This window comes from Pseudomonas nicosulfuronedens, assembly GCF_005877905.1.
In the GTDB taxonomy this organism is placed as follows: Bacteria; Pseudomonadota; Gammaproteobacteria; order Pseudomonadales; family Pseudomonadaceae; genus Pseudomonas; species Pseudomonas nicosulfuronedens.
This window is the reverse complement of the sequence record NZ_SWDV01000098.1, coordinates 1-2,176: the sequence shown is the minus strand read 5'-3', so window position 1 is coordinate 2,176 and position 2,176 is coordinate 1. Positions and strand designations below refer to the sequence as shown.

At 55.8% G+C, this 2,176-nt stretch carries 3 protein-coding genes; 2 read left to right on the top strand and 1 reads right to left on the bottom strand.

Going from position 1 to position 2,176, the window contains the following annotated elements; translation table 11 throughout:
• A partial coding sequence (locus tag FAS41_RS30530; protein ID WP_342782993.1) for a helix-turn-helix domain-containing protein occupies positions 1-212 on the top strand: 212 nt, incomplete at its 5' end.
• The gene (locus FAS41_RS30525; RefSeq protein WP_138526996.1) at positions 209-1,462 is read left to right on the top strand and encodes a HipA domain-containing protein; all 1,254 of its coding nucleotides are present in this window, start codon (positions 209-211) and stop codon (positions 1,460-1,462) included. The genes FAS41_RS30530 and FAS41_RS30525, both read left to right, overlap by 4 nt.
• 188 nt (positions 1,463-1,650) lie before the next feature.
• Here FAS41_RS30525 and FAS41_RS30520 read toward each other — a convergent pair whose 3' ends face one another.
• A complete protein-coding gene (locus tag FAS41_RS30520) occupies positions 1,651-2,160 on the bottom strand; it encodes a ProQ/FinO family protein (protein ID WP_138526998.1) in 510 nt (169 codons plus the stop codon).
• Between the last annotated feature and the right edge of the window lie 16 nt (positions 2,161-2,176).

Below are 2,176 nucleotides of genomic sequence, written 5' to 3'. Positions count from 1 at the left end.
AGGTGCGTACTGCCGAAGACATCGGCAACGTCGTAAGAAAAGCTAGGAAAACGCAAAGAATTCTTCAGGACGACATGGCTGACATGATCGGAAAAAGCCATGTCCATCTGCGCGACATAGAGAAAGGGAAGGGCACCGTTGCACTGAGCAGCGTGCTGAAGCTGTTCGAAGAGCTGGGAATCCGGGTTTACCTGGATGTGCCGCATCCATGAGCAGATCGCTTGAAGTCCTGATCAACGATGACCACGTAGCAACGTTGAGTGAGCAGAACGAGGTGTGGCAGCTCACCTACACGCCAGATTGGCGGATGAGAGCGGACGCCTTCGATCTCGCACCCTCTCTGCCTAGGTCGAAAGGCGTCATTCTCGATGGCGCGTCTGAACGTCCTGTGCAGTGGTTCTTCGACAACCTGCTTCCAGAAGAGCAAGCCAGGCAATTGCTTGCCAACGACGCCAAGATTGTTGCTACAGATAATTTTGGCTTGTTGGCCTATTACGGAGCTGAATCAGCAGGGGCTGTAACACTGCTGCCAGATGCCACACAGCCACTGGCGACTGGCATGAAGCCGTTGCCAGATGACGTTCTGAGCCAACGCATCAGAAACCTGCCTCGCGTTGCACTGGCAACCGGTGCGCCCAAACGAATGTCTCTCGCCGGCGCACAACACAAACTTCCCGTCGTCATCAAGGAAGGCAAACTGTTCGAGCCGGAAGGCAACACGATCAGCACCCACATCCTGAAGCCTGACAACGAAACAGGGTTCTACAGCCACTCAGTGGCGAATGAGTGGTTTGTGATGAGCCTTGCCCGCATAGCAGGCCTAAATGTTCCCGATGTCGAGATACGCCGAGTGCCTGAGCCAGTCTATCTCATTGAGCGGTTTGACCGGCGCATTCGAGACGATGAGGTCGAGCGAGTGCACATGCTGGATGGTTGCCAGATCCTAGGCATCAGCAGTCATTTCAAGTACCAGCAGGCGACGATGGAGACCATGCGGAAACTCATTGAGCTTGTACGGACCAAGGCGGTTACCCGGATACGTCTGTACAAGTGGCTGGTCTTCAACCTGCTGGTTGGAAATGATGATTCACACCTCAAGAACCTGAGCTTTGAGGTCAGGCCAGACGGTTTCGAGTTGGCTCCGCATTACGATCTCGTATGCACATCAGTCTATGGGGCGGAGCCGACGCCGTGGTTGTCATCTCTGCTGACATGGCCTTTGGAGGGGCTGAGAACTCATGACGACCTCACTTTTGAGGCAACCCTCAATATGGGCGCTCATCTGGGGCTGACAGCCAGACAATCAACGCGCCTTCTCGAGGAGGTGATTGAGCCAGTCATGGCGGAGGGGCCAAATTTGCTTAAGGAATGTCAGCCGCAGATGAGCGCGGGGGAATGCCGACAGACGCGAATTATCTGGCACGGTGTGATCAAGGACATGCATGCCCGGCTGACCAGATGAGGAGAGTCGAAGCCCCGCACACCCAGCGGGGCTTCTCGTTTCTATAACTGTCGGAAGAAAGTACGTTATAGACCAGACGCCGATTGCCTGATCAGGCAGCCGTGGCCTCGCCTCTCATTACCGTCACATCCAGCCCACTGACAACCCGCGCACCTAGCCAGCCATCTGGGGGTGAGACGCGACATAGCTCAGTCCGTGGTCTGTTCCACCGCTGCATCAGCGGAGAGGGCTGGCACCTGAGCTTTCGGCTTCGCATGATTTCGTCGGTTCTGGCTTCGTTGCCGTGAAGCCTGCTGCTTCGCATGCAACATCTGAGACGCCGTCACAGTGCCAGCTATTTGACCGTTCAAATCCAGGCGCGGCGCATTCTCTACCATGCTTGCCCAGTATCGGGCTCCCCTACACCAGGTAGCGATGCCTAGCTTGAGCTGTTCGCGGGTGATTCCGAGCAGCCCAAGATGTTGCTCAGCATCCTGAAAAATCTCCTCCTTGAGAGGAACCTTAGGCGCTGGACTGGCAGGGAAGGCCAATGGGAAGTACTTCTGAAGTCGCCAGATTGCTTCTAGTACTGGATCTTGGCCCTGGGGCTTTTCTCGAGGTCCGGACTTTCGCTTAAGGTGCTTCTCGCTAGCGGCCTTCGCCTGCTCTTTCTCAGCCCGCAGGAGGTCACGTAGCCCTGCTAGGTGTTCATAACCCAGTGGTCGATTCACGGCT

Bases quoted from the DNA above. Each gene is read 5' to 3' on its own strand.
- FAS41_RS30525 (WP_138526996.1), top strand. From the start codon at position 209: ATGAGCAGATCGCTTGAAGTCCTGATCAACGATGACCACGTAGCAACG.